Source organism: Mesorhizobium sp. M1307 (assembly GCF_040318155.1).
Classification (GTDB): Bacteria; Pseudomonadota; Alphaproteobacteria; order Rhizobiales; family Rhizobiaceae; genus Mesorhizobium.
The window spans coordinates 33,275-59,090 of record NZ_JAMYLR010000028.1 but is presented as its reverse complement, the minus strand read 5'-3'; the positions used below and the strand labels follow the sequence as shown (position 1 = coordinate 59,090).

20 protein-coding genes and 1 pseudogene are annotated in these 25,816 nt (G+C 62.1%); 15 read left to right on the top strand and 6 right to left on the bottom strand.

Going from position 1 to position 25,816, the window contains the following annotated elements; translation table 11 throughout:
* The first annotated feature begins 42 nt into the window (after positions 1-42).
* On the top strand, positions 43-294 hold the full coding sequence (locus NKH16_RS24560) for a transcription elongation factor Spt5 (protein WP_352902272.1): 252 nt from the start codon (positions 43-45) through the stop codon (positions 292-294).
* A gap of 301 nt (positions 295-595) precedes the next feature.
* On the opposite strand, the gene NKH16_RS24555 is transcribed toward NKH16_RS24560, so the two are convergent.
* Positions 596-874: a hypothetical protein gene (locus NKH16_RS24555; RefSeq protein WP_352902270.1), complete on the bottom strand. Its 279-nt coding sequence runs from the start codon at positions 872-874 to the stop codon at positions 596-598.
* 129 nt (positions 875-1,003) lie between these two features.
* On the opposite strand from NKH16_RS24555, the gene NKH16_RS24550 reads away from it, so the two are divergent.
* The 12 genes and pseudogenes from NKH16_RS24550 (at position 1,004) to NKH16_RS24495 (ending at position 12,994) form a co-directional block, all read left to right on the top strand.
* The gene (locus NKH16_RS24550) at positions 1,004-1,294 is read left to right on the top strand and encodes a hypothetical protein (protein ID WP_352902268.1); all 291 of its coding nucleotides are present in this window, start codon (positions 1,004-1,006) and stop codon (positions 1,292-1,294) included.
* 1,096 nt (positions 1,295-2,390) lie between these two features.
* Positions 2,391-2,531, top strand: a pseudogene (locus NKH16_RS24545) (NADP-dependent oxidoreductase); the annotation flags it as partial.
* A 198-nt stretch (positions 2,532-2,729) separates the two neighbouring features.
* The gene (locus tag NKH16_RS24540; RefSeq protein WP_352902266.1) at positions 2,730-3,434 is read left to right on the top strand and encodes a gamma-glutamylcyclotransferase; all 705 of its coding nucleotides are present in this window, start codon (positions 2,730-2,732) and stop codon (positions 3,432-3,434) included.
* A gap of 273 nt (positions 3,435-3,707) precedes the next feature.
* Positions 3,708-3,890 (top strand): hypothetical protein, encoded by a 183-nt coding sequence (locus NKH16_RS24535; RefSeq protein ID WP_352902263.1) that lies wholly within the window; start codon positions 3,708-3,710, stop codon positions 3,888-3,890.
* Positions 3,891-4,109: 219 nt separating this feature from the next.
* Positions 4,110-5,042 carry a sugar ABC transporter substrate-binding protein gene (locus tag NKH16_RS24530; protein ID WP_352529689.1) on the top strand — a complete coding sequence of 311 codons (933 nt, stop codon included), beginning with the start codon at positions 4,110-4,112 and terminating at the stop codon, positions 5,040-5,042.
* Between the two features lie 67 nt (positions 5,043-5,109).
* A complete protein-coding gene (locus tag NKH16_RS24525; RefSeq protein ID WP_352450301.1) occupies positions 5,110-6,165 on the top strand; it encodes an ABC transporter permease in 1,056 nt (351 codons plus the stop codon).
* A gap of 6 nt (positions 6,166-6,171) precedes the next feature.
* The gene (locus tag NKH16_RS24520) at positions 6,172-6,951 is read left to right on the top strand and encodes an ATP-binding cassette domain-containing protein (RefSeq protein WP_352902259.1); all 780 of its coding nucleotides are present in this window, start codon (positions 6,172-6,174) and stop codon (positions 6,949-6,951) included.
* The gene (locus tag NKH16_RS24515) at positions 6,948-7,907 is read left to right on the top strand and encodes a cyclase family protein (RefSeq protein WP_352902256.1); all 960 of its coding nucleotides are present in this window, start codon (positions 6,948-6,950) and stop codon (positions 7,905-7,907) included. Before NKH16_RS24520 ends, NKH16_RS24515 begins: the two co-directional genes overlap by 4 nt.
* A gap of 23 nt (positions 7,908-7,930) precedes the next feature.
* On the top strand, positions 7,931-9,406 hold the full coding sequence (locus NKH16_RS24510; protein WP_352902253.1) for an amidase: 1,476 nt from the start codon (positions 7,931-7,933) through the stop codon (positions 9,404-9,406).
* Positions 9,407-10,676: 1,270 nt separating this feature from the next.
* A complete protein-coding gene (locus NKH16_RS24505; RefSeq protein ID WP_352902251.1) occupies positions 10,677-11,255 on the top strand; it encodes an OsmC family protein in 579 nt (192 codons plus the stop codon).
* An 88-nt stretch (positions 11,256-11,343) separates the two neighbouring features.
* The gene (locus tag NKH16_RS24500) at positions 11,344-12,585 is read left to right on the top strand and encodes an NAD(P)-binding domain-containing protein (protein ID WP_352902248.1); all 1,242 of its coding nucleotides are present in this window, start codon (positions 11,344-11,346) and stop codon (positions 12,583-12,585) included.
* A gap of 109 nt (positions 12,586-12,694) precedes the next feature.
* Positions 12,695-12,994 (top strand): YjiS-like domain-containing protein, encoded by a 300-nt coding sequence (locus NKH16_RS24495; RefSeq protein WP_084643204.1) that lies wholly within the window; start codon positions 12,695-12,697, stop codon positions 12,992-12,994.
* A gap of 17 nt (positions 12,995-13,011) precedes the next feature.
* Here NKH16_RS24495 and NKH16_RS24490 read toward each other — a convergent pair whose 3' ends face one another.
* From NKH16_RS24490 to NKH16_RS24470, 5 genes are all read right to left on the bottom strand, one after another.
* Entirely contained in the window at positions 13,012-13,212 is a 201-nt protein-coding gene (locus NKH16_RS24490; protein WP_352902245.1) for a hypothetical protein, read from the bottom strand.
* Positions 13,213-13,765: 553 nt separating this feature from the next.
* Entirely contained in the window at positions 13,766-18,484 is a 4,719-nt protein-coding gene (locus NKH16_RS24485) for an alpha/beta fold hydrolase (RefSeq protein WP_352902242.1), read from the bottom strand.
* A gap of 243 nt (positions 18,485-18,727) precedes the next feature.
* Positions 18,728-20,221: a cysteine synthase A gene (cysK, locus tag NKH16_RS24480; protein ID WP_352902239.1), complete on the bottom strand. Its 1,494-nt coding sequence runs from the start codon at positions 20,219-20,221 to the stop codon at positions 18,728-18,730.
* Between the two features lie 122 nt (positions 20,222-20,343).
* Positions 20,344-21,522 (bottom strand): MFS transporter, encoded by a 1,179-nt coding sequence (locus tag NKH16_RS24475; RefSeq protein ID WP_352902236.1) that lies wholly within the window; start codon positions 21,520-21,522, stop codon positions 20,344-20,346.
* A 207-nt stretch (positions 21,523-21,729) separates the two neighbouring features.
* Entirely contained in the window at positions 21,730-23,016 is a 1,287-nt protein-coding gene (locus tag NKH16_RS24470; RefSeq protein ID WP_245278794.1) for an ROK family protein, read from the bottom strand.
* Between the two features lie 324 nt (positions 23,017-23,340).
* Here NKH16_RS24470 and NKH16_RS24465 point away from each other — a divergent pair, with 324 nt between their 5' ends.
* Together NKH16_RS24465 and NKH16_RS24460 are read left to right on the top strand one after the other, a co-directional pair.
* Positions 23,341-24,744: a recombinase family protein gene (locus NKH16_RS24465; protein ID WP_352450311.1), complete on the top strand. Its 1,404-nt coding sequence runs from the start codon at positions 23,341-23,343 to the stop codon at positions 24,742-24,744.
* 603 nt (positions 24,745-25,347) lie between these two features.
* Positions 25,348-25,581, top strand: a complete 234-nt coding sequence (locus NKH16_RS24460; protein WP_352902232.1) for a hypothetical protein — start codon at positions 25,348-25,350, stop codon at positions 25,579-25,581.
* Positions 25,582-25,816 lie beyond the last annotated feature (235 nt).

Sequence of the window (25,816 nt, the reverse complement as noted above, 5' to 3'; positions counted from 1 at the left end):
TCCGAGCTATGCTTTCCACATTCGATCATCGATCATACCAAGGTGAAGAAGGGGCAGCAGATCGAGCTTACCGGAGAGATCACGCGCATAGACGAGGAAGGCGGCAGGGTGACCGTCGATCTGGGACCGCTGGTGACGATCGATATCGACAAGGTCAGGCTGGTCGAGAAGTACAGGACGCCAAACGCAAGAAGCCGCTGCGCGACATGGCGGATCAGCTCGCGGACCGCCGCTTATCCACGCGACATCGGTACCACTCAAACGAATGGCAATTTTCCGTCTGAATGCGTTTAGGGTCCATGCCCGGAGACCACGCATGGGTATCGCGCGGAGACAGGTGACTCCCCGTTTCAAGGCGTCGAGATGCTACGAGCACTGAAAAGTCAGTTCCTTAGACCTAAAGATCGGGCGATCTGCCAGCGGGTTGTCGACCAGGTAACCGCCGACGCCAAATGGTACAGCACCCCGATAGACGGTCAGATTCTGGCCTCGACCACGCTGAATCTCTTTCAATCAGGGGTCGTAAACGAAACGAATTTGCTGGCACATGTTCGCGCGCGGCGCCACGACTTCACTAAACTGACAGGCTAGTTCTTCACCCTCGCGACATGGGCGCGAAATGCGGCTCCTCGTAGTCCGCCGGCCTGCCGTTCAGCAGATTGATCGCCCGCTTTATATCCCCGTGCAGCCGGTCGATCACGTCCCAATGCTCATGAAATGGCTTGAGCGACAACTGCGCGTCGCGGAGTTCTACCGTCAGAAGCCACGCCTGTCGTTCAATTTTGGCAATATGATACTCGGAAATCTGTTCATGGCGGCGACGGTGCGGCATCGCGCAGAATAGGAATATATTCCGCATGCCGTCAAGGCACATAGACTTCGTCCTGCCCTCAGCGCCTGCTCGCCGCGGGCATTTTGGGGGGAAGCATGAATCAAGTTATGTGCGTTTGTAGCCATCAGCGTTTTGTCGGGCTGCGCTACTCGCCCAGCCGACATCAAGCCCATGCTGGTTTCGTCCAGCGTAGACGCGGGCAAGTCGTGCAGCCAGTTGGAAGCCGAACTTTACCGAACGAGTTCCGACCTCGCGCCGATAATGGCCGTACAAGACAGAACCGCCCGCCATGACATGGACGGCGTGTTTTGGCTTGGCTTGCCGGTTGGCAGCATGATGGACAACACAGACATCAAGGCACGTGAAGCCAAGACCGGCGAGCTGAAGGGCAACATGGACGCGATCAACGCAGCCCGACGAAAGGGCGGCTGTGTTGCACTCTGTAAGCCGTTCCAACGTTAAAAATTGTCGGGTTGCTCCCCGCCCTCGCGACTGCGGAGTGGTCGTTTCATCGATTGACTCGCGTAATGCACCGGCAGTTAATCTCCCCGCCAGGGCAAAAGAGGGGCTATGAAACTGGGAGCAAACGATGACTGTCCAAAAAGAAGACTATCGAACCAACAGAGCCGACTACGCCATAGCTGCGATGCATAGCCGAGCGACCGCTGAGGGCGATCGTGACGATTTGTTGACGAGGAAAAAGTCCCTGTGGGTAACAGATCGGCGATCTGCAAAATTGGCTGCAAACCCGTCCGAAAGCTCGCCAGAACCCAAGGCAAAAGCGCGCGGTAAGTGAATCGGACGCCAGCCACTTTCTTACCGCCGCGTACTTCGTTCGCATGGTTCGATTATATTAGGTTTATCTAAAATACTAACCAGCCAGTCGAGCATTCCCGAACGCTCGCTGGTCAGGCCCAGCGGCCCCCCTAACCCAAGCTGCTGGGCCGCCACTCAGAGCAAAGCGCGATGATATGAGCATACTAGCATAACGGTGATCGTCTCCACCTTGCCGGCCTTGCTTAGCACCACCTGAAAATCAGTGTGCGGGGTCCCAGTGGCTCTCACTAGACATTTCGAGATTTGCCGGCTCGCTTCATCGGCCGGTGACGGAGTACATCATCTTGGCAAATCAACACAGTCGGCACCCTCGTCCCCTCGTTCGGTCGAAAGCTGGGTGGAACAATCAGGGTGCGCAACTTGTCATCACTGATATTGCCGCTTCACCCCAGCTTTGAGCGTGCGCCCTTCGGCCTATGCGTGGTTCACCTTTTTCACTTTATTAGCGCACGTTCATAAACGGACATGTTGGTGTAGCTTGTACGTGCCCAAGCCCCGGCGCAACGACCCAGCGCCGGGGCTTTTTTGTCCGCCTGGTAATCCGCGTGTTCAATCGGGGTCGCTCTCAATTCGAACGCGAGCGAATTACGCCGCAAAGTCCCTTAGGCAAGACGCTGTGGGTGGCACCGCGGTGCGAAGCGCGAGTGCGGAGGAACTTTCTGGCACTCCGCCAATTATTCTGCATAGTCCCAAACAGCACACGTCGAACCGCCCCGGCAGGGACGTTTCGGCCTGGCTCCAGGCGGGGAAGGTCAAATATCGGGAGGACATTGTCGAGGGACTCGCGAACGCGCCGATGGCCTTCATCGGTCTTCTCAAGGGCCGCAATTTCGGCAAGCTGTTGGTCAGGGTTTCACAGTAAGTAGAAAAGCGTCTCCCAAACCTAGATTGCCGAAACCACATGGAATCGTTCGAGGGCGAATATGCGGGGCGCTTTGCTGTCATCGGTGAAGGGGCAAAGACTCATTCACGCCGTGCATCGGTTCGTATCTTGCAACGCCCGTAGTATCTGCCAAGGATACGCGATCCTGATCCGATGGAGCACGGGATGCCGAGCCAAATGAGAAAGCTGACCTTGACCGCGGACCACGTCGCGCGGGTCCACAAGGTCGTTCAGGACCAGGGTTTGACGCCAGGTGCCGAGCTACACACCGATGCCGACTACGACAGCTGGGTCGAGCAAATGATCCGAACTCATCCGGCCCCGAAAGCACCGACCCGCCTGTTCGCCTACGGCTCCTTGATCTGGAAGCCGGAGATCGAGCATGTCGGTGAGCAGGTAGGCCTCGCTCGTGGGTGGCATCGCGCTTTCTGCTTTCGCATGACCCGTTTTCGGGGCACGCCGGAGCAGCCAGGCCTTATGATGGCCCTCGATCGTGGGGGGCAATGCAGCGGCGTCCTGTACGACCTGCCAAAGGACAACCTCGAACGCCAATTCGGCAAACTCTTTCGACGCGAATTCACCTACAAGCCGGCCAACAGCATGCCCCGGTGGATCACGGTGGCGACCGCCTCGGGAGCCACGCCGGCGATGACCTTTGTTATGAACCGCGCCTCGCCTCTTTATGCCGGTCGTCAGTCGCTTGAAGCCGTTGCCGATGTCCTGGCCCTGGCCTGCGGTCATTGGGGAAGCGGGGCCGAATACCTGTTCAACACGGTTTCTCACCTCGAAGCCAAAGGCATACATGACAGCAGCCTCTGGCGGCTTCAACGCCTTGTGGCGGAGTTGATAGAACGAAACCCGGCGGAGCGGAACGTTCTTTGAGCCGACGGAGCGGTCGCTTCAGACATCCGCAGTTGGCGCGAACATGACCTCCAGCATTGTCACCCGCGATGTCCGCTTCCGGGCGGAGGCTGAAGAGACTGCCACCGCACTTTTCAACAAGGAACACCTCGAACAGATCAATGCGAGGCCATCGACTTAAGCCTAGCTGTGCGTGTTTCGACATTTCGACGTCGCGGTGTCGGATTATTTGCATGCAAACCAGTTTTACGACGCTGTCCTCCCATCCTCAACGGAAGGTTCTGGGAGGAATGCATGGCTGCGCTTGAGCAACATGCCGTTGAAATCATTAGGGACAAAGAGTGGTCGGTTCGCGTGACGGTCAACGGCACCACCACCACGGTCCCTTTTACATCTGAGAGCTACGCGCGTTCGTTCGCAGACGGTCAGGCGTTCCGACTGGGCGTTCAGGTCGCGGAGATCAAGAAGGCGGCCTAGCTGCGCGCTTGCCCCAAGAGCCCCACAGCGATTGAACCTCGAGTGACCAAAGCCGGTTGAAATTAGCCGTTGCGCGGCATAAGAGCTTGTGCCTATAGTTAGTACGTGGCTCGCACGAACAAACAGACTGACTGTGACGACCTGTAGATGGCGCCCAAGCTGGGCTGCTGCGCGGTCTGGAGGTGAGCCGGAACACTCGGTCAACAGGGGATACGCACAGTGAACCGCTTTCAGAAACTCTCGACCGCAGCGCTCGTCGCAGCATCCTTCACGTCGGCCGCCCTCGCCGCGAATGACAAGCTGACGATCGGCATCGTCACCTTCTCGACATCCGACGTCGACACAAACCAGATGGTCGACACGATGAGCCAGGAAGCCAAGTCTAAGGGTTGGTCGGTGGAAACGCTCAATGCCAATGGCGATCCTTCGCAAGCGATCACCAGCATCAAGCAGCTGGCAACCAAGAAGGTGGACGCCATCATCGTCACGGTCTTCGATTCGACGGGCCTGGCGGCCGGGCTCCAGGCGGCGGCGGACGCAAAGATCCCCGTGCTTTCGGCCGGCGGCGGCATGGCAGACGGGATCGCGCTATCTGCAAGTACCGGTGCTGCGCAACCGCTGATCGACTTGATGCTGAAGGACATCGGCAAGTCCGGAACTGTACTCGACCTCACCTACCATCCCGGCATTCCGTGCCGCGAACGAGCCGACGCCTTCGATGCGGCGGTCAAGGCAAATCCGGGGCTCAAGGCGACCTCGCACGAGATCAGCATCCCGGGTGCTGCCGAATCCTCGCAGGCCGCGACCAGCGCCTGGCTTGCAGCCAATGCCAACGCCAAGGGGCCGTTCGCCATCTTCAACTGCTATGACGACAACGCTATGGGCGCGATCGCGGCGCTGAAGCAGAACGGCCGCAGCGACGTGAAGGTCTATTCGTTCAACGCCACGGCGCCCGCTGTCCAGGCTGTCAAGGACGGGACGATGACCGCCACGCTCGGTGTCGATCTGACTTCGGCAGGCAAAATGCTAGTCGATCAGATTCCCGACATCCTGGCAGCCGGCGACCAGTGGAAGCCCAAATCCTTCGTGCCAGGCTATACGCTCGTCACCAAAGAGAACGTCGACAAGTTCATCAAGGACAATCCGCAGTAAGGTCTCCTGATTGTGGGTCTGGGCCGGACGTGCCTGGCCGGGCCGGAGTGCTGTCATGAGAGCCGCCATGTCCGCTGATCATTCCCTGCCCGAAACCCACGCTCCGGCAGAGGCGCCCCGCGTCCTGCCGTCAACGCAGACCGGCTATGCCTCGCCCAATGCCCGACAGCGGCGCGCGTTGCTCATGCGCCTGCTTGGAACCTACGGCACCATCATCGTGCTGGCGTCGATGCTGGGAATCTTCTCGGTGCTGGAGCCGGGGACCTTCGCAACCATCGGCAATTTTCGCAATATCGTAAACGACATGGCGATCGGCACCATTGTCGCGGCCGGCCTCACCGTGCCACTCGTCGCCGGTGATTTCGACCTCAGTATCGGCTATGTCGCGAGTTTCTGCGGGCTGCTCGTGGTCGGGCTGTTGAGCAGCAGTGGCTTGCCGATCCTACCCGCCATCTTCCTTGTCGTCGGCCTCGGAACGGTCATCGGCATTGTCAACGGCATTGTCGTTTCGAAGATCGGGGTGAACGCCTTCATTGCCACGCTTGGCACGGGCACCATCGTCGTCGGGCTGAACTACGCCTATTCGGGCGGAATTCCGCTGCAGCTCACCCAGTCGCGCGAATTCACCAATATCGCGATCGGCCGGATTGCCGGAGTGCCGCACCTCGTCATCATCATGGCCGTCGTGCTTGCGCTGCTGTGGGTGATCCTCAACCGAACAGTGCAGGGCCAACACATCAAGGCCATCGGCGTCAGCCCGGAATCAGCGCGCCGCGCCGGCGTCGCCGTCGATCGCAGCCGCATCGTTGCCTTCGCCATCGCCAGCACCTGTGCTGCTATCGGTGGCGTGCTGATGGCCTCCAATCTCGGCTCCGGCCAGGTGACGGCGGGTGACAGCTTCATGCTGACGTCGTTCTCGGCCGCCTTCCTCGGCTCGGCGGCGCTGCGAGAGGGTCAGTTCCATATCCTCGGCACCTTGATCGGCGTGCTGACGGTCGCCGTCGGCAACAATGGGCTGGCCATGATCGGCGCGCCGATCTTCACGCAGTTCCTGTTCACCGGCTGCCTTCTCGTCGTCGCCGTAGCGCTCGGCGGTATTGGCCGCCGCTATGCGAGGGGATAGGCCGCCATGGCGCAGAAGATGCTGCTCAGCCTGAGCCGGATCTGCCGCAGCTTCGGCGGCATCCAGGCACTCGATGACGTTTCGCTGGACATCGCCAGGGGCGACATACTCGGCCTCGTTGGCGACAATGGTGCCGGCAAGTCGACGCTGATCAAAATCCTGGCCGGCGCGCATGACCCGACTTCCGGCGACGTGATCCTCGAAGGGCGGCCGCAAAAGTTGTCGCCGCCGTCCGAAGCGCAACGCCTCGGCATCGAGACGGTCTATCAGGACCTGTCGCTGATCGGCACGTTCACTGCCGCCGAAAACTTCTTTCTCGGCCGCGAGATTGCGCTTGGCCGCGGCCCGGCGCTGCTGCGCTGGATCCGCCGCAAATCGATGGGCGACATCGCGATGCGCGGCCTCGAGGAACTGCACATCGATATCCCCGCGGTGCGCAGCAAACCGGTGGATCGCATGTCCGGCGGCCAGCGCCAATTGGTGGCGATCGCGCGCGGTGCCTTTTGGGGCCACAAGCTGCTGCTGCTCGACGAGCCCACCGCGGCGCTCGGCGTACGCGAATCCCGTGAGGTGCTCGACCTCATCAAACGACTCGGCGCCCAGGGGCTGACGATCGTCATGGTCACCCACAATCTCGATCATCTCTGGCAGGTGTGCAACCGCGTGGTGGTGATGCGCAGGGGCCGCAAGGTCGCCGATCTCGCAAGTTCCGGCACCAACATGGAGGACGTCGTCGCTTATATCACCGGCGCCAGGCAGCCGGCGACCGCGCAGGCGGAAGCATGAGCGCGACTGAAACGATGACGCTGCGCCGGCTGCTGGGCAATGCGCCGAGCCGCTGGGGGCATTGGGGTGCCGACGACGAGATCGGAGCGCTCAACTATCTGACCGCCGACGAGGTCAAGCGCGGCCTGGCGTCGGTGCGGGACGGCCGCACCTTCACCCTCGGCGTGCCGGTCGGGACCTCTGAGGGCGATGCCGTCTTTCCCGGCCGCTGGCCGGCGAAGCATTTCATGGTCGCCGACAAGGCCGGCTTCGAGAACGGCCACTGGCAACCGCTTGCCGGCGGCCTCGAATTCGCAGACGACTATGTCACCGGCTTCGCACAGGCCGGCACGCATTGCGACGCGCTCGGCCACATGTGGTTCGACGACACGCTTTGGAACGGCTTCGCGGCAAGCAGTACCAATGGCGGAATGACCAAGGCCAGCATCATGCCGATCGCGGAGCGCGGGATCGTCGGACGCGGCGTGCTGCTCGACATCGCCCGGTTCCGCGGCAAACCGGCCCTGGAGCGCGCTGAAACATTCACGCATCGCGACCTCATGGAATGCGCCCGGGCCCAGGCGGTCGATATCCTGCCGCGCAGCATCCTTCTCGTTCGCACGGGCTGGGTCGGCGCACTGGCGGCGGGAAGCCAGTGCGTCGGCGATGGATATTGGGAACCCGGACTGACCTTCAGCCTCGACCTCGTGCGCTGGTTCGACGAGATGCAGATCCCCTGTCTAGTTACCGACACACTGGCCAACGAGACAACCTACGAGCCCGAGACCGGGTTGATGCTGGTTCTGCACGCCGCGCTGATGCGCAATCTGGGCGTGGCGTTCACCGAAATGGCATCGCTCGACCTGCTGGCCGCCGACTGTGCCTCGGACCGCCGCTACGAAGGCTTCTACTGCGCCAGTCCGGTCAAAGTGAGCAAGGGCACCGGCGGCGCGGCAAATCCAGTGTTCATCAAATAGCACCCAACAAGGTGGAACGGCTTATGACTTCTGCAGACGACCAGATCTGTTTCCTGCCGGCCACGGAACTGGCCCAGCGCATCCGGCGCCGCGACCTGTCGCCGGTCGAAGTGACCGAGGCCTATCTGCGCCGCATCGAGGCGCGCAACCCGGTGGTCAACGCCTATACGCTGGTTCTTGGCGACCAGGCGATGGAAGCTGCGCGGGCCGCCGAAAAGGCCGTGATGGCAGGCGGTCCGCTTGGACCACTGCATGGCGTCCCCGTCGGCATCAAGGACCTCGACGATATGGCCGGCGTGCCGACCTCGATGGGATCGTGGGCGGTGCACGACCGGGTGCCCAAAACAAGTGCCGTGGCGGTCGAGCGCCTGCTCGACGCAGGCGCCATCGTGCTCGGCAAGACCAACACGCCGGAGTTCGGCCATAAGGGCATCACCGACAATCTGCGCTTCGGGCCGACCAGCACGCCCTTCGCGATCGGCTACAATTCCGGCGGCTCGTCCGGCGGCAGTGCGGCAGCGGTCGCCGACGGCATGGCGGCCCTGGCGCAAGGCACGGACGGCGGTGGTTCGGTCCGCATCCCCGCCTCGTTCAGCGGCACCGTCGGCTTCAAGCCCTCTTTCGGCCGCATTCCTTCGGTGACTCGCCCCGACGCCTTCCTGTGGGGACATCCTCTGGTCCATATCGGACCGCTGACCCGCACCGTTGCGGACGCCGCGCTGATGACCAAGATCATGGCCGGGCCACACAACCGCGACCCGTTCTGCCTGGCGGATGACGGCGTCGACTATGTCGGCGCCGTTGCCGGGTGGACGCCGAAACTGCGCGTCGCCTACAGCCCGCGACTAGGCAATTTCCCGGTCGACGCTGAGGTCGCCACCGTCGTTGCCCGTGCCGTCGATGTCATGCGAGGACATGGCATTGAGGTTGATGAGGTCGAGCTCGATTTCAGGGCCGATCACAAGGAACTGGCGGCGCTTTGGGTGCGCACGATCTCGATCCACTATGCTGCCATCGCCGTGTACTTGAAACAGGAGGACATCGACCTGATGGGCAAGCACGCCAAGGTGCTCACCCCGCAGTTCCTCGCCATGCTGGAGGGCGCCTACAAGGTGTCCGCCATCGACCATGCGCTCGACGATCTTTTGCGCACCGGCGTCCATGAGGGCCTCGAGGATGTATTCGAAACCCATGACCTGATAGTCTCGCCGACGCTGGCCGTTCCGCCCGTCAAGAATGCCACGGACGGCAACACGATCGGGCCGACATCGATCAATGGCGAGGCGGTCGATCCGCTGATCGGCTGGTGCATGACTTATCCGATCAACTATACCGGCCACCCGGCGATTTCGGTTCCGGCCGGCCTTACGGCGCGGGGCCTGCCGGTCGGCCTGCAGATCATCGGGCGGCGGCACGCCGACGAAACCGTTCTGGCGATGGCGGCTCAGTTCGAAGGCATGCAGCCCTGGTTCCTAAGCTATCCGGGGCTCGCTGGATAGTTGGGTGTCGGAATACCCTAGGTCGTGAACCCATAAATCTGAGAGAAGGATGGGTTCACGCTGTTGGCGTAAAAATAGGCCTCAAGGGGGAACCGATCTCCCTCGCACATCAGCTTTCCGCCGCTCTCTTCGGCCGTCGGCTGGGATTTCGAGTTCCACGGCCGCTGATACGCTGATATCGGCCCGCAAGTGCGGGCTGATACATACTTGCCTGAACTAAGTAATCGCAGAGGCAGACCCCCCTTTACCGGACTGGTCGGCGTGCTAAGCAAAGCCCCCCATATGTTACGTTGAGTCAGCAGCCCACATCAGCTCCTCTGATAACAGTATTCACCTCGTCGACTGAGCTCGCATCGGCGGGCGTACGTCGGAAACCCACCGCGAACCCGAGAAGCGAACAGGCGGATAACGGGATGAGAACTGGCCCGACTAGCGAATAGCTGGCGAAGCAGCTTGGTAGGCCGTTGCCAACCTGACTGCGAGGTCATCCAGCGCGACCACATCGACTTCTGTGGGAGGCGTGTCGGTCGACGACCTCGGCGTTGGAGCCACCACCTCCAACTCGGGTGACCGAGTTGAAACCGGACAGAGCGGCAATCTCAGGTTGGGCGCCGAGCATCTCCGGGAATTTTGGGCAAGACCGGGCACGACGCAAGTTGATCGTAATGCGGTCATTCCCGAGTGCGGGCTGGCTCCTCGAAGCAGGCGTCGAGCGAAAATCCCGACATTCGCCGGACGTGTTCGGGCGCGGTCTTCTTTGCCTGGCTGGACGTCGACCGAAAACATTATTCCGACAAGTGTTGTCGAGGGGGCCGATCGGCACTCCCGCCGCAACAAGCCTCATGTGGTTTTTTCGCGGCCGTGCCGATTCAGGGTGCTCGCGTATGTGTGAGTCTTCGCGATATGGGCAAGCACCTCGGCTTTGCTTGGCCCGCGAACTATCACTGCCCAGTCGGTCGAGGACGGGCGGGTATCCATTCCAAACGAACGAGACATGGTCTGATCTCCTGTGGTTTCGGTTGTGACGCCTTCTCGGCGCTTACGGGAGGATCGCAGCGTGGCGGCGAAGCAAGCGTTTGAAGGCCCGTCGTTTTGCTGACTGCAGACCAGCGCGGCTCACCGTTGGCTGACGCAAAAAACCTCTCGTTTTCCCACTGTCGTTCCCACTGCACGTCAAACGCTGCCGCCCGAGGGTTAGCCGTCCGGGACGATCCCGGTCGCGCAACATCCGAACCCAGGAGTGAATGACATGCACGACGATACAATGGTCATGGAAAAGTCTGCCGTTAAGAAGGCGCCGCGGGAGCCAAGGAACGGCGTCGACACGCCCACCCTTCTGGCCACCATCAACGCCGTCGCGGGGCAGCCCGAGCTTGCCAAGTTCCAGTTCCGTGCCAAAAGCCGCTGGATTGCCGGCACGCACAGCAGCAGCACGATGGCCAACTTCTTCGGCGCCGGCACCGAGCAGTCTCACAAGACGGCATACCAGGCCGACAGCGATCATCCGGCGGTCCTGTGCGGCGAAGACAACGGCCCGACGCCGATCGAATACCTCCTCCACGCGCTTGCTTCATGCCTCACGGCCGGCATCGCGAACATCGCGGCCGTGCGCGGGGTGACGCTGCATGAGGTGGAATCGACCGTCGAAGGCGACATCGACCTTCGCGGCATCCTCGGCATCTCGAATGAGGTCCGCAACGGCTACCAAGGAATCCGTATCTCCTTCAAGATCAAGGGCGATGCTCCCGCTGAGAAGCTCGAGGAAATCGTGATGCAGTCGCGCACCCGTTCCGCCGTGTTCGACATGCTGACCAACGGCGTGCCGGTCTCGGTTGCCGTCAAAGGCTGACTTCGGTCCGCAAGAGCAATATCGCCGGCCTCGTCCTGGAAAGGATGGCGCCGGCGATCTGTTGCCCCTGCTTACAAGGCGCGAATCCATGCAGCGTACAGACGTAGCCATTATCGGCGCCGGACAGGCGGGTCTCGCCATGAGCCGGTGCCTGTCCGAGCGCGGAATCTACCACGTCATTCTGGAGCGCGGCCGGATCGCGGAGCGCTGGCGCAGCGAACGGTGGGATTCCCTCCGCCTGCTGACGCCCAACTGGATGACGCGCCTGCCCGGCGGCGGCTATCGCGGGGCCGATCCCGATGGCTTCATGACAATGGCCGAGACCGTCGGGTTCCTGGAGGACTACGCGTGCTCGATCACCGCGCCGGTAGAGGACAGTCTGGAGGTGCTTTCGGTCGAAAAGATCGAGGGAGGCTTCCGGCTGCTGACCGATCGTGGCCAATGGAGCGTGCGTGCGGTCGTGGTCGCGACCGGAAACAGCGACCGGCCCCGAATTCCATCAATCGCAAAGCACATCTCCTCCCGTATCAGGCAGATCGTGCCGCGAGACTATCGCAATCCTCGGCAGCTGGTTCAGGGCGGCGTTCTCGTGGCCGGAGCCTCGGCGACGGGAATACAACTTGCGGAGGAGATCCATCGCTCCGGGCGCCCGGTAACCCTGTCGGTCGGCAGCCATACACGCCTGCCTAGGCTATATCGCGGGCATGACATCCTGTGGTGGCTCGACCGGCTGGGAGCGCTTGTCAAGCCCGTCGCCGAAGTCTCGGATCTCGCCGCGGCACGGCGGCAGCCCTCGCTGCAGCTCATAGGGACACCCGAGCGCAGGTCGCTCGATCTCGCCGGCCTTCAGGAGCAAGGCGTTCGTCTTGTCGGTCGAGCCATTGCCGCCTGCGATACACGCATTCGGTTCAATGGCGATCTCGCCGACACGACCGCGGCGGCGGAACGCACACTGAGGCGCGTACTGGCCAACATAGACCGCGCGGCCGTCGCCGAGGGTCGTGACTCGATCGATCCCGGTTCCATTCCGAGCCTGATCCTGAGCGCCGAACCGACCGAAATCGACCTCATCGACGAGGGTATCGAGACCATCATATGGGCCACCGGCTATCGCCGCGAATACCCATGGCTGAAGTTGGATGTGTTCGACACCCGGGGCGAAATCCTGAACGATGGCGGCATCTGCTCGTATCCGGGACTTTACGTGCTCGGCCTCAATTTCATGCGCCATCGAAGCTCCAGCTTCCTCGACGGCGTCGGCCGCGATGCCGAGGCTTTGGCGGCTCACATGGCAATGTTTCTCGACGCCTCCCGCCGAGCCGCGGCCTGACCGTCGAATACAACGTTGGCGCGGCAAAAATCGACGTTGACTTCAACGCTGACGCTCACGCCCGACCACGACAAGGGCTCCACTGGCGCCGTAGTCAGCGCCCGCAACCATGGAGAAAATCAAAATGAGTGCAATGGTGAACCCATCCCTCTCGCTCACCACAACGCGAGGTTTGCGCTGGGCCGGCGGAACAATGCTGGCCGCAGTCTGGCGTTTCATTCGCATCCAGCGGGACCGTCGACAGCTTCATGAGCTGCCGGACTACCTCCTGCGCGACGTCGGCATCACCCGCTTCGAAATCAACTCGATCACTTGGTTTGCTGGGCGTGATACCAGCACGCGTTCAGGCGTGTTTGAGCGCGAAGGGGGAGGTCATCCGATGACGTATCGACGTTCTGCGTCTCGCTAAGGTGTGCCACGCGCTTGTCATCGTCCTGTACTGCTCCCGGCGGCAGCGGACGGCAATGGCGCAACCTGGCGGAGCGGCTCGATGACGGATACCGGTTCATCCCACCCGATCTGATCGGGGCGCCGGGCGGCGGCACCTGGACTATCGCCGGCGCTTTCCATCTGGCCGACGAAGCCGCCGGGGTCCTGGAGATGATCGACCACCATGACGGAGTGCATCTTGTTGGCCATCCTATGGCGGTGGATTGGCCCTGCATACAGCGGCGATGCGTCAAGACCGGCTGGCCGGCCTCTCCCTTTATGAACGCGTTGCCTTTCGCCGGCAGCGTAAGCTGGACTCTGAGGGCCACGAGGTGCTCGGCGAATGCCGGCGGTCGCAGCGCGATACACGCGCGATACACGACGGCTTGATCGGCGGTAGCCATCTCTCCGGACAGCTCGTTTCATCGACCACTGGAGCGGAGCCGGCACCTTCGACGCGATGAGCCAAACTTCAGACTGCACTCGTACAGTTTCTGCGGAGCAGGCTCGACTTCCACACGTCCATGCCGGCTCGGGAATATGCCCGATTTGGCTTTCGGGTCTTGGTGTTGTGCGGCGAAGTTGCACCGGCTCCGACTCGGCTCATCATCCGTGAGCTGGTTTCCGCATTCCGGCCGCGATTGGGCGATTGTTCCCGGCGCTGCTGACCCATGCGCGAGCTGCGTGACCGCAACTTGCCTGCCCTACAGGCAGCGTAAACCTTCGAGGCAACTGCGTGGATGCGGAGGAGTCACACCGTGGCGGCTATGCGATCGCGCACGATATTTCCGGCCGGATCCTCCGTTTCGAAGAAATCCTCCCGCATCTGCATTTCTGTGTAGAGCTTGGCCGCTTCCGCGAGAGTGGCATCCGCGCCAGCGATCTTGCCGCGCCGCTTCGCAAGCCCGAGAGCTAGCAAGGAGCGGGCAAGCTCCGGCCGTAGTTCAACCCGCCTGGCAAGGCTGCAGGCCTGTTCGAGCCAACTAATGGCCGATCTGGAAGTTTTCAGCTCGGCAAGGCCGCGCAGTGCGACGATCTCGCTCCACGGATCGCGGCGTCCCCGTGCAAGCTCGAGCGCATGGCCGAGATTGGCCGCGGCTTCCGGCTCACAGAGGCGCGCACGCACGCATGCGAGTACAGCGCGCGCGTGACATTCGAACTGGGCAAGATCGAGCCGCTCAGACTCGGTCACCGCCATCTCCAAGGTGGCGCCCGCGTCGTGGTTGCGGCCTAGCAGGAATTCCGCATACCCGAGCACCGTCAACAGCCATGGCCGGAGTAGGATAGATCCGCTGGTCGCGGCTTCGGAGGACCACAATTGCAGCGCCTCGACAAGCGTCGGCTCGGGCCCGCGCAGGACGCCCACCACACCGGTGAAATAGGCGGCCGCGCAGCTGTCGATCGGGCGCGCCACTTCGGCGGCGACCTTCTGCAACTCGCCAAGCGAGCGCTCCGCATCGTCGAACCGGCCAAGGCGCGCTTCCGCCTGCGCGCGGTGCCCCAGGTACCAAACCGCACGAGCACCGAGCTGTCCGAAACGCTCAAGACGCCAAGCTTTGGTGAATCTCTCCTCATGCGGAACAAGCCGCTCCAGCACCTGCCGCGCCTCGCTGCGGATCAGAAGCGCCTGTGAGGCGGCCAGATCCGACTCGCTTATGCAGCGCTGCACGCCGTTTGCCGTCGCGCCGCGCTTGAGTGTATCGGCCGGTTCCAGCGCCTCCTCGTAGCGGCCGTGGGAGCTGTTGAGATAGCTCAAGTGGAGCAACACGTCGGAAATGAGTTGCGGATCGCCCAGTTCCATGGCCAGTTCGCGCGCTTCCAACAGCTGCGGCAGCACCTTCCGATAGGCACCGAGGGCGCCGTAGGCGGGCCGCATCCGCACCCGCAGGTTGATCGCCTGGGCGAGGGTTTTCGGATTTCGGGGCAACGCGGCGACCGCTTTGCGGGCGCTTTCGAGGAACTGGACCGCGGCGGAATAGGCCGAGCGTTCCTCGGCCCGACCCGCCGCTTGCAGCAGATAATCCGCGGCAGGTTCCCATGCCTCGGCACGAAGCGCGTGTTCGGCCAGTTGCTCGATGTGGTGGTTCAGCGATCCGGCATAGAGTCTTTCCATCGCAACCAATGCAGCCCGATGCAGCCTTTTTCGGTCCTCTGCCAGGAGGGATTCGTAGGTCACCTTCAGCGTCAGCGCGTGCTTGAACGTATATTCCACGTGAGGATAGCTCTGGACCTCGAACAGGAATTCCAAAGTCTGCAGTTTGGCCAGGCATACCTCCAGCTCCGCCTCCGAGAGCGGCGAGAGCGCCCGCAGCAGCGGATACGGAACATTCTTGCCGATAACCGAAGCGAGTTGGAGTGCCTGCCTTTCCGAGTCACCCAGCTGCTGGATGCGTGCGGCGATGAGCGATTGAACCGTCGACGGGATGGTGATGGATTCCACCGGTCTCGTGAGCTCGTAGCGGCCCGACTGGCCGGCAAGGACGCCGTCCGCCACCAGTCCGCGCACCATTTCTTCCAGGAATAGCGGGGTGCCCTCGGCCCGCTCGGCAAGTGATTTCCGCAGTTCCCCCAAACTGGGATCGAATCCCAGCAATTCGGTGAGGAACTGCTCCATTTCGTCCCGCGCGAACCGCTCGAGCCTTATCTGCTGGAAATAGCCGCGGCGGTTCCATTCGTGCCGGTACTGCGGCCTGTAGGTGGCGAGCAGCATGATACGGTTGGCGCCCATGACTTCGACCAGCCTGTTCATTACGGCCTCGCTCTCGGCATCCATCCAGCGCAGATCCTCGATAAGCACGGCTACGGGCGCGGCCCGGCTCAAGGCAACGAGAAAGGCGCTCATCGCCTCGGATACCCGTGAGGTCCGCTCTCGCGCATCGAGATGCTGCCAGGAAGAATCGTTGATCGGCAGGTCCGCGAGGAAGGAGAGCGGCGCGGTGTGACGTGGATCCAGGTTCAGCTCCGCCTGTTTGAAGGCAAACAGGCGCTGGGCCTCCGCCAGGCCGTCTTCGCCGCGAATGCCACAAGCCGAGAGCAGCAGTTTCTTTACAGCGCCCAGAGTAACTGACGAATCAAACTCCAGACCGCCGCATTCAAGCACAGTAAAACCAGCCACCTCGTCGAGGGAGAGAAATTCATGGGCAAGCCTCGACTTGCCCATGCCGGGGTCGGCGACGATCCCGACGACCTGGCCGTGGCCCTCCCTGACCCTGCGCCAGGTTGAAAGAAGGATTTTGAGCTCGAGCTCGCGCGCCACCAGTCCGGTGAGGCCACGGTTGGCCCTCAGGTGCCAGCGCGACAGCGCGTAATTTTCGCCCAACAGCTCGTAAATGCGTTCGTCGCGGCCAAGGTGCGGATGCTCCGAATGCGCCAAGCGGTGCATCTGCACATAGCCCCCCGCGGCTGCGCGCGCTCGGCCTGTCGCGGCGATCGTCGCACGGTGCAAGGCACGCATCAGCCGGTTGGCTGCACGCGGCGCGGCTCCGGCCAGTTCAACCTTACTGGCTTCGGTCGTCCATTGCTGCCGTACGATCACCTCGCCGGTGTCTATTGCGGCCCTCAACTGGATCCCGCCCTGGGAAAGCTCCTCCACTGCCAGCTTGGCCGCAAGCGCGGCGCGGCACGCAAGATAAGCGTGATCCTCGGTGGCGCGAGCGAGGCCGAATGCTGCGGTGATTGTCCCGTCAGCAGCCGACGTGACGACGCCGCCGTGGCTTTCCACGACTTCTATCACCCGATCCTCGACGGGCTGGAATTCGCGAATTGCTACTTCCGGATCCGCCGTTTCGAGGAGATGCACGGGACTGATCACTTCCGCGGCCAGCACTGTTATGTACTGCCGAGAGCGGTTGATTCCCAAGGACGCCGGAGGGCCTGCCAGTTGCTGCGTCTGTTCGGGGTCGGCGAGGAAACGACGCGTTTCTTCCACGAAGGTCGCGAATGCCGGTTCATGGCCAAGCAGCACGTGGTTGACGCTGTCGAGCGCGACGAAACGCGCGCCGGGGATTTTCCCAGCCATCGCCTGGCCATGATCGAACGGAATGACTGCGTCCCTCGTGGCATGCATCACCAGGGTCGGAACGCGGACCCGCGGTAACAGCTCGTCCACGTCGATGACGGCGCCTTCCTCGAAGATGCGATGGGCAATCTCGGGCGAGACGGTATTGCGTTGCAGCTCGTTGTACCAATTCCTCTGTTCCGGCGTTGCTTGCGGAATGAAGAGAGAGGTGAACATCTGCCGGAACACCGGGTCGTCTTGGCCCCAGCCTTCCTGTATCAGCGCTCCCATCGCTTCGCGGCGGGCTATTTCGCGCTGATTGCCCCGTTTGCGCCAGCCTTTGGTAAATCCGCCATACAGCACCATCCCGGCCACGCGCTCAGGATGCCGGACGGCATAGGCTATCGAAACGGCGCATCCCTGGGAAATGCCAAGCAGGGAAACGCGGCGCAGACCGGCCGCATCGATGATGCTCTCCAGGTCGGCGACCATGGCCTCGAAGGATAGGTCGGCGGGATGCCGATCCGATAGGCCGTTCCCGCGCTGGTCGTAGCGTATCAGCTGGTAGTGCGCGGACAGGCCCTCGATCCAATGCTTCCATACCGGACTGTCCCATTCGAGCTCGAGATGGGACATCCAGTGGGCGGCCCTTACCAAAGGGGGGCCTTGACCACTCAAGGAATAGGCGAGGCGCGCGCCGTCGGGCGTCGTGCACCGCCGGATCTCCTGCGCAAGGACCCGCTCCGGCGCAGGGGGGAGCTGTATCTCCGCCCCCGGCCAAACCTGGGTCGGAGTGACGCTCTCACCGGCGGGAGCGACCTCCGTGTCCGTTCTCGAGGCGCGGCTCTGGACCATGGCGGATTGCCGTGCTGCCTCGCTCAGCCGACGGATGTCTGCTCGAAGAGCCTCGTCTCCGGGCTCCAGCCCGTGCAGGACATGGGCGTACGGAAGCGCCCGCGCCGGCTCATCCGCCAGCCGGTCGACGAGCACCCGAAGGATGCGCAGATGCGTCACGTGCAGTTCGTCGGCGGTCGCAATGCGCCAGGCTTCGAATTCCGGACAGCGCGGCAGTGAGAGGTCATCCAGGAAACGTCCGCGAAACGCTCCGGCGAGGGCTTCCAGCTTTTCCCGTTCGAGAGCCTCTATGTCGCGAGTGCCAAGGCCGCGGAGCGGCGCGATGTCCAGCACGATTTCGCTGGTGTTCAGGCGAACTGCGTTGCGGTCGGCTTGCAGGATCTCGCCGTCCCCGAGGTCGACGACCTGTCGGATCTTCGAGAGACTCCAGCGCAGGGCGCCGCGAGGATCGTCCGGTACCTCCCAGAACATTTCGCAAAGGCGCTCGCGCCGCTGCGGGCGCTCTACGACCGCAAGATAGGCCAGCAGCGCCCGCGTCTTTTTCGAAGGCGGCAAGGAAACGACCTCGCCAAGGCGAAGGACGGTCAGATCTCCGAGAACGCGAATTTCGAGCGACACTTTGTTGATCCTAGTGCGCCTGCTAAATTAGCGATGGATTGTATCAAGTCCGTGCCGCTGCCGAAAGCGTTCGTTTCCGGAGCGCGAGGTTTCCGCCTGCGCTGATTTGCTCTTCTCTTGGTGGGAAGGCCGACAAGGCCGACACGGACAAGTCCACATGAATGCCGAGCCGGAACGGGATCACGCCCGTTCCGCTCGCTTGATGGTGGCGACGGCACTCTGAAAAGACCCGGAGGCGGGATCTCACGCTGCCGCGCGCACCCATCGAGGCAGCAGGCTCTCGGGATTTGCGCATGCGCCGGGCGTGTAGTTTGCGCCGACAAACTCCAGCCGGGCGGCGAGCGTGCCGTCCCGCCAGGCCGCAAGCGTATCCATGCAGCCACCGATATGCTCGCCGCCGACAAAGACCTGCGGAATTGTAGGCGAACCGATCCGGGCCCTCAGAGCCTTGCGGATTTCCCCGTCCCGGCCGTTCTTCTGGAATTCCGGAGCATCGATTTCGATGGACCTGTAGGCGATTCCGGCACGGTCGAAAAGCTTTCTTACCGTCCAGCAGAATTCGCACCATGTCAGGGCGAATATGACCACCGGATGCTCCGCATCATAGATCGCCTCATCGACAAACGCATGCGCCGACTGATCGATTTGGATTTCGTTCACGGGCGCCGATGAAAGGGCGAAGGACGGCGGCCGGTCGAAGCGGTAGCCGGGTGTGGAGCGAGAGATCGCCTCTTCGGCGGGCGACATTTCCTCGCTGATGTGATCGAACAGAATCGTGCTGAGATACCGCTCGCCCGTGTCAGGCAACATACACAGCACGTTCCGATCCGGGCCGACGCGTCGAGCGATTTCCAGTGCCCCGCTCAAAGTTGCTCCGCCGGAGATGCCCGCCAGTATTCCTTCTTCCGTCGCAAGCCGGCGCGCAGCTTCCAAAGCGCTGGCGCCTGAAACGGGCAAGATTTCGTCCACAAGATCGTCAGCCATCGCGTTGCCGACGATCTGCGGAATGAAATCAGGGCTCCAGCCTTGCATCGGGTGTGGCCGGAAGCGAGTGTGCGCCCGAGTGGGCAGTCCGTGTTCGTCGAAAGTTTGGGGAATGCCACTCGACAGCAGCGCCGAATTGTCGGGCTCGCAGACGATGATCCGCGTTTGCGGGCGCTCGCGCTTGAGTACTCGCGCCACACCGGCCAGCGTTCCGCCGGTCCCGGTGCCGGTGACCCAGTAGTCGAGTGGACGGTCCTGGAACGCCGCGAGGATTTCGAGCGCTGTCGTGCGGGCATGGACATCGGCGTTGACGGGCGTCTCGAATTGCCGGCAGAGGAACCAGCCGTGCGCTCCGGCCAGCTCGACCGCCTTGGCGAGCATGCCGCTGCCGCGCTCGACGGCAGGGGTCAACACGACCTTGGCACCGAAGAAACGCATCAGCTTGCGGCGTTCGAGGCTGGCGTTCTCCGGCATTACGATGACGAGAGGATAGCCTTTCCGCGCGCAAACCATGGCAAGTCCGATGCCCGTGTTGCCGCTCGTCGCCTCGATCACCGTCTGGCCAGGCCGAAGTGCACCCGAACTCTCCGCTTCTTCGATGATCGCGGCGGCAAGACGGTCCTTGATCGAGCCACCAGGATTGAATGCCTCGATCTTGGCATAGAGCGAAGCGGCACCATTGTTGATGCGGGAAAGGCGGACGACCGGCGTGTCGCCGATCGTGTCGAGAATGCTGTCGTAGATACTGCTCATCTCAGCTGTCCTTGCCTGGTGATGACGGTGCTCCGCCCTCTTCGATCTCTGAGTTTGGCAGGAAGGCCGTGGTTTGCAGCGTTCGAACCAACGTGGAATTAAGCCGAATTTCAACGTTTGAATCAGCGCCTCATCGCAGGATCCGCAAGGCGGCCGCATAATGGGACCTGCGCTCTTGCGCCGGATGATGCCGCCAACAGGCCCAGAACCACGAGATTGGCCGCGCCTGCGACAGATGCCACCAGGAAAGCAGGCCCATAGCTGCCGAAGCTGTCATAGACGAAACCGCCGAAATAGCCGGCCACGCCCATGCCCACCCAGGCGATCAGCATGACGATGCCGAGTGACTGGCCAAAGCGTTCGGCTGGCGCAAACTGGCGCACGCAAAGGATCAGGCACGTCATGTTCCCGGCAAAGCCGAAGCCGAAAACCGCCGACAGCGACAGCAGGCTCAATTGCTGGTCAAGCGCGGGAAAAATCGCAACGCATGCCGTCTGAATAAACGACGCCAGGGCGTAGGCAGAAAGGTTGCCTGCCCGGTCGGCGAGGAGCCCGAATGCGATCCGCCCGATGGCGCCGAACAGCATGGCGATCAACACGCTAAGCGATCCGACATCCGAAGACCCGCACACGGCCGTGACGAAACTCGTGAGGTGCATCAGCGGGACGCCCATGCAGGCGCAGCAAAGGAAGGCTGCGGCAGATAGCAGCGTCACCGGGGAAAGATGGCCACCTTGGAAGCCTGGCGTCGCTGAAAAACGCACCGGTGCGGCAAGGATCCGATCGACGGGCGGCGCCTGAACCGCCGGCATGAAGATCGCCAGCGCAGCCGTCGTCGCCACAGCCATGATCGCGTATGCGAGGCGCCAGCCGACACCGTCGATCAATGCATTTGCGGCGTAGGGCAGTATGCCCTGACCAAGGGCTCCGCCTGCTGTGACGATCCCTATCGCCAGGCCGCGCCGGCGGTCGAACCAGAGTCCGGTCACTGCAAGTACCGGCGCGTACAGACAGGCAAAACCTAGCCCGCCCAAAGCGAAGTTGGCCGCATAGATCTGCCAGAGCGAAGTGGCGAAGGAAAGCGCGGCGAGCGCGATCACCATGCCGGCCGAGCCGATGAATAGCAGTGTTCTGATATTCAAACGGTCCGCAAGCCGGCCCCAGAACAGCCCGCCCAGGGCCATGCCGACGCTCGATAGCGTGTAGGCAAGGCTTATATCGGCTCGCGACCAGCCAAACTCCGCCTCAAGCGGTCTGATGAAGACGGATGTGAGCGCCAGGCTGCCAAATCCGAAAGCCATGGCGGTCGTGGCGCCGGCCGCAGCCAACAGGCCGCGTAGCCGTCTTGCGCTGTCGGGAACCTCCCTGCCTCCAGTTGGTAATGATTGACGATTCGACATGTTCCTGCCCTCGAACGACCTCTTCGAGGCTGTCATCGGCCAGCGGTATGGAAGCAGGCGTGTGCGTCAGCGTGGAAAGCTCCAACGCGGGCCGTGGAAACGGCGGTACTAGATCGGAAGCTGCAGCAGCTCGGAAATCACCAGACCGGCTGCGCCAACGAGGGCGGCCCGGTCGCCTGCATCGCCGGCAATGAATTCGATGGCGCCGCCCGGTCGTGTCGGAACCATGCTGCGCACATGCTCCGCGATTGCGCCGAGCAGGCAATCGCCGCCGAGCACGACATCGCCATGCATGATGAAGATGTTGGGCGCCACCGTCTGCTGGAGATTGGCGATGCCTACGGCGACGTTGCGGGCATAGCGGTCGAGCAGCTCAGCCGCTCCCGGCAGCCGCCGCGCCGCCATGTCGACGAGGCGGGCCGAGTCGATCAGGTCTGGCTCGGGCAGAGCCGCGCGGGCGGCCTCGCGCCGGAGCCAGCTCAAGGTGGCAATGGTGTCCCAGCAGCCGCGCCTGCCACAGCGGCAGGGCTCGCCGTCGAGCTGCACGAAAGTGTGTCCGAGTTCGCCGCCTGCGCCTGCCGTGCCACGATAGAGGTGCCCGTCGAAATAGAGTGCGCCGCCCAGCACCTCGCCCGTGTAGACGACCGCGAATTGCCTGACGCCGCGCCCGGCGCCGAACCAGCGGTCGCCGACCAGCAAGGCGCGCGGATGATGGTCGAGTTTGACCGGCAGGCCGAAGCGTCGCCCGAGATCGTCGGCGAGCGGGTAGCGGTCGAGCGCCGGCGCGAGATTGACAGCGACGATCGACCCGCGATCGGTGTCAACCATGCCGCCGACGCCAACACCGATCCCGAGAGGCATGCGCCGCGCCCTGGAGAGAGTGTCGCCGACGCATTCGGCGATCGCCTCGATGATTGGCCGGACCGGCCCCCTGCCGTCCGGCAGGGCCATCTTGCGTTCCGATTCGATCTTGCCGTCGAGCGTCGCCACGCATGCATGCACGGCATCCGGCATCAGCAGCACACCGCAGATCGGACGGGCATTGGGCGAGAACCACAGCGGCCGGGCCGGCTTGCCGCCGCCCGGACTGGGAGGAACCGGGTCGCTCTCGACCAGCACCTGATCGTCGATCAGCGGCTGCACGATTCCGGAAATGGTGGTGCGGTTGACCCCGGCCAGGCGGGCTAGTTCAGCCCTGCTCGTCGGCCCAAGATCGAACAGGGCCTGCAGCACACGGCCGCGATTGGTCGAGCCGACCATCGAGGAGGACAGCAGCGCCTTGCGCCGGCGCGAAACCCGCTCCGCGCCGGACGCATCGCCGGGCGGCGTGAACAAAGCGCTGCGTCCGCCATTCGGGCGCCCATCGTCGGTATCGTCCATCGTCGGATTTTTCATACGGGGCATCCTGCCAGCTCTTCTAACCCAGGACCTTACCGGTTTCGAGCCCTTTGTGCGAACAGGGAACAAACTCGTGCATTGCCAGGAAGGCAAGGACTTGCGCGAGTGCGGGGAAAAGCTGCCCCTTGATTCTGCTGCCAAAACCCCTTGGGCGCCCGCACCTCACCGCATCCCTTTTCCGGTCGTTGCGCTGTCCAATCATCCGTTTGCTAGGAGATCTGCGCTCCCAATTTCGTGGCCGCCGAATGGCAATTCACAGAATGCGACAGAGTTCTGAAAGACATTTCGTGTCTCTGGGGTGTTCAAGCCCAAGGAGACCCCATGGCTTTCGAGTTGCAGACAGCGCCCCCTATCCGTGCGGCGCAGTACATTCGTATGTCCACTGAACATCAACGCTATTCGCTGGAGAACCAGGCGATGGCCATTACAGAGTACGCGGAGCGGCGCGGATACACTATCGTCCAAACCTACGAAGATGCTGGGAAAAGCGGCCTGAGCATAAGAGGTCGCGACGGACTGAAGCAGTTACTGGCCGATGTCATGACTGGCCAAAAGACTTTCTCGGCAATCCTCGTTCTTGACGTCAGCCGCTGGGGCCGCTTTCCGGATACGGACCAGTCCGCTCATTACGAGTTTCTCTGTCGTGACGCAGGCGTCGCGGTGGAATATTGCGGCGAACAATTCGAGAACGACGGCAGCATGGTCTCTGCAATCCTCAAGAATATGAAACGGGTGATGGCAAGCGAGTACAGCCGCGAGCTATCCGCAAAGGTCTCCAGAGCGCACCTGCAGCAGGCTCGTCTCGGATTCAGCCAGGGCGGACCTGTGCCCTACGGCGTCAGGCGACTGTTGCTGGATAAAGATGGGGAGCCCCGTTACCTTCTCGGCTCTGGAGAACAGAAAGGGCTCGCTGGCGACCGCGTTCTCCTTGTGCCCGGCCCGCCAAACGAAATCGAGCTTGTTAGGCGCATCTTCAACATGTTTGTTGCTGAAGGGCAGAGCATGGCCGGCATATCGGTTCGTCTGAACAAGGAAGGAGTGCCCTCCACATACGGCGATGTGTGGACGACCGGGCGCGTCGCATCCCTCCTCAAAAGCGAGTTGATGATAGGCTACTATGTCTACAACCGAACGTCGCACAGTATGAGTAGCCAATCCAAGCCAAACACTCCCGATAAATGGGTCCGAATCCGGGTCATGGAGCCGATTGTAACGGTTCAAATATTCGAGAGGGCGCAACTCGCAAGGGGAAAGCGCGGGTACACCTATACAAAGCTCGAAATGCTCAAAAACCTGAAGCGGCTATTGAAAGAGAAGAAACGACTCAGCCTCACCGTGATCAATGCTTGTCCGTATACTGCGTCGGGACAGTGCTATGTCCGGCTTTTCGGCAGCTTGAAGGCGGTCTATGCGGCGGTCGGCTACGTACCGGATCGGCGGGGAGCTCTGCGAAAGTACTCGGACGAAGAGCTTCTAGACGGATTTCGGCGGCTGCGCGCCGCTCACGGGCACCTCACATTGTCGCTGATTAATGCGGACTCCGATCTGCCCATATCTCGTGTGTTCAAAAAGCGGTTTGGCTCGATGGCCGCGGCCTATACGCTGGCTGGCTTTCCAGGACTGGAGTCGGAGCTAAAGCTGAGCGCGGTAGCGCGTATACGGCCCAGCGGCCCGGAAAGGCTGCGACGCGACGTCTCAAATGCTCAGGGCGAAAAAGGCGCATGATACGAACAGACCGAAGCTGCGGCTCTTCAATGAGGAGCCCCGACTCTGTTCCTCACGCAGCCGTCCCGCCGCTCCCACCTGATCTCGACTAGGGCGGCGGAACGGACGGTGCCAGCTCCTGCCCTACAGGCCCGCACCTCTCCCATGCGCTCTGAACGGATCAAACCGAAGCGCCATAACATCTGAACATAGACGGATTGGGGAGATCCCAGGGAGCGGTATGCTGAGATCGTGGCGGGGTCGAGCGGGCCATAGCTGGGAACCTTACCTGGATTGCGATATTTGCCTGCTCCTAGCGTCGAAGAGCCGTCCGGTTCACCAAATGCCAGGAAGATGGTGAAGCGTTCCTGCGCGGTCGTCTGCCCTGTGGAGAGGCCTTGCATGGAGAACCCGAGAATCAATGCAAGGTGCGCCGCACACCTGATGGCGCATTGCGATATGTCTGCGAGAGCCAGGCGCGGCCGCGAGACAACATGGCGACCGCGTTGACGCTCGCCTTCTTGCGGAGCGTGGCGGCAGATTTCGCCTGAGGCGTCAATACCGATTTCTGAGGATAGAAATCTCAGGGCGGATAGGCAAGCTGGCGGTGAGGAGTTGCCTGCCATGAGCACACTGACCTACCGACTTGCGGGGGACCCCAGCGGAAACTGGATGGTTGTCTTTGAACCAGACGAATTGCATCTTTATATTGAATGTGTGGCACCGGGGACGAGCACCGACGCGACCAACTGGATCAGCGTTGATGATTTTTTCGCACGGCGGCCGACCGGCTCTGCTCACAGCCAAGCGATCGAACGCCTGGTCGAATTGCTGCGCCGCGCGCTCGACGGGGATTAGCTTCACTTCGCAATAATGCATTCCGCAACGTTGCCAGAACTCGATATTTTTTTCGGGAAAAACAGTAGGCGGAACTGCAATGTTTTTCGATGAAAGCGCCGAAATTCAAGACGGATCAGCGCAGCGGGATCGCCTTAAATTAAAACGCGGACTGCTCTATTCTGAATGCGGTCGAATTCTTATTGGGCCACGTAAGCTGCAAGGATTCTTGATTACTCTTTGACAGAACCGCACT

Bases quoted from the DNA above. Each gene is read 5' to 3' on its own strand.
- NKH16_RS24510 (WP_352902253.1), top strand. From the start codon at position 7,931: ATGACTTCTGCAGACGACCAGATCTGTTTCCTGCCGGCCACGGAACTG.
- NKH16_RS24555 (WP_352902270.1), bottom strand. From the start codon at position 874: ATGTGCCTTGACGGCATGCGGAATATATTCCTATTCTGCGCGATGCCG.
- NKH16_RS24500 (WP_352902248.1), top strand. From the start codon at position 11,344: ATGCAGCGTACAGACGTAGCCATTATCGGCGCCGGACAGGCGGGTCTC.
- cysK (WP_352902239.1), bottom strand. From the start codon at position 20,221: ATGAGCAGTATCTACGACAGCATTCTCGACACGATCGGCGACACGCCG.
- NKH16_RS24525 (WP_352450301.1), top strand. From the start codon at position 5,110: ATGTCCGCTGATCATTCCCTGCCCGAAACCCACGCTCCGGCAGAGGCG.
- NKH16_RS24460 (WP_352902232.1), top strand. From the start codon at position 25,348: ATGAGCACACTGACCTACCGACTTGCGGGGGACCCCAGCGGAAACTGG.
- NKH16_RS24475 (WP_352902236.1), bottom strand. From the start codon at position 21,522: ATGGCTTTCGGATTTGGCAGCCTGGCGCTCACATCCGTCTTCATCAGA.
- NKH16_RS24540 (WP_352902266.1), top strand. From the start codon at position 2,730: ATGAGAAAGCTGACCTTGACCGCGGACCACGTCGCGCGGGTCCACAAG.
- NKH16_RS24490 (WP_352902245.1), bottom strand. From the start codon at position 13,212: ATGCACTCCGTCATGGTGGTCGATCATCTCCAGGACCCCGGCGGCTTC.
- NKH16_RS24495 (WP_084643204.1), top strand. From the start codon at position 12,695: ATGGAGAAAATCAAAATGAGTGCAATGGTGAACCCATCCCTCTCGCTC.
- NKH16_RS24505 (WP_352902251.1), top strand. From the start codon at position 10,677: ATGGAAAAGTCTGCCGTTAAGAAGGCGCCGCGGGAGCCAAGGAACGGC.
- NKH16_RS24465 (WP_352450311.1), top strand. From the start codon at position 23,341: ATGGCTTTCGAGTTGCAGACAGCGCCCCCTATCCGTGCGGCGCAGTAC.
- NKH16_RS24470 (WP_245278794.1), bottom strand. From the start codon at position 23,016: ATGAAAAATCCGACGATGGACGATACCGACGATGGGCGCCCGAATGGC.
- NKH16_RS24515 (WP_352902256.1), top strand. From the start codon at position 6,948: ATGAGCGCGACTGAAACGATGACGCTGCGCCGGCTGCTGGGCAATGCG.
- NKH16_RS24520 (WP_352902259.1), top strand. From the start codon at position 6,172: ATGGCGCAGAAGATGCTGCTCAGCCTGAGCCGGATCTGCCGCAGCTTC.
- NKH16_RS24550 (WP_352902268.1), top strand. From the start codon at position 1,004: ATGCTGGTTTCGTCCAGCGTAGACGCGGGCAAGTCGTGCAGCCAGTTG.
- NKH16_RS24535 (WP_352902263.1), top strand. From the start codon at position 3,708: ATGGCTGCGCTTGAGCAACATGCCGTTGAAATCATTAGGGACAAAGAG.